This is a genomic window from Streptomyces sp. FH025 (genome assembly GCF_017427025.1).
GTDB lineage: Bacteria > Actinomycetota > Actinomycetes > Streptomycetales > Streptomycetaceae > Kitasatospora.
In genome coordinates this window covers 1-1,086 of record NZ_JAFLNG010001219.1, presented here as the reverse complement: position 1 = coordinate 1,086, position 1,086 = coordinate 1, and the positions used below count along the sequence as shown (strand labels likewise).

Annotated in this window: 1 protein-coding gene; it reads right to left on the bottom strand. The window is 70.2% G+C overall.

Features of this window, described 5'->3' with window-relative positions:
* Positions 1–93: 93 nt before the first annotated feature.
* Positions 94–1,086: LLM class flavin-dependent oxidoreductase (locus tag J0670_RS38530; protein ID WP_207817420.1), on the bottom strand; the 993-nt coding region annotated here is incomplete at its 5' end.

The window sequence follows — 1,086 nt, the reverse complement described above, 5'->3', positions numbered from 1 at the left end:
GGCTGACCGGTCGGCTGACTGGCCAGCTCGCTGACCGGCCGGCTGAGGCGCGAACCGCCGCGCGGACCGGACGCCGCCTCGCGCCGCCCGCCGTCAGGGCAGTTCGCGCCGGATCACCGGGGCCACCTCGCCCGCGAACAGCTCCAGTTGCTCCCGCTGCGCGCCCTCGGTCAGTGCGTCGACGCCGATGCCGACCACCTCGTTGCCGAAAGCCTCGTGGTAGCGGTGGATCTTCTCGATCACCTGCTGCGGACTGCCCACCAGCGCCGAACCGTGCTCCAGCGCGTCCTCCAGCGAGTTGAAGGGCGAGTTGTTGTGCCGACCGGCCGCCGAGTTGAACATCTCGTTCCAGTACGGGCGGTAGCCCTCGATGGCATCCTGCGAGCGCCTGGCGACGTACAGTCCGCCGAAACTCGCGCCCACCCGGGCCTCTTCGGGGTCGTGCCCGTAGTGCTCCCAGCGCTCGCGGTAGTGCTCCACCAGGGACCGGTACTTGGCCAGCGGGTGGAAGGAGTTGGCGGAGAACAACGGATCGCCGTGGCGGGCCGCGAGATCGGTGGACTGGGTGCTGGTCGCACTGCCGTGCCAGACCGGGATCGGGTCCTGGAGCGGGCGCGGCGACACGGTGGCCTCCGTGAGCGGCGGGCGGGTCGAACCCTCCCAGGTCACCTTCTCCTCACGCCAAAGGCGGCGCAGCAGCGCGTAGTTCTCGGCGAGCGCGTCCCACTGGCGTTCCTCGGGGAGGCCGAACAGACCGAAGTGGCGCGGGTCGTTGCCCTTTCCGATGATCAACTCGACCCGCCCCCCGGAGAGTTGGTCCAGCATCGCGTAGTCCTCGGCGACCCGGACCGGGTCCAGGATGCTGAGCACCGTCACGGTGGTGAACAACCGGATGGTCGAGGTGCGGACGGCGATCGCGCTGAGCAGTACGGGCGGCGCCGGGGAGATGAACGGCTCACCGTGTCGCTCCCCCACCCCATAGCCGTCGTAACCGAGTTGTTCGGCGAGGACGGCCTGGTCGATCACGCTGTGCAGCTTCTGCTGCGGGGTCCGCCGCACACCGGTGACGGGGTCGGGGCCGTTGGC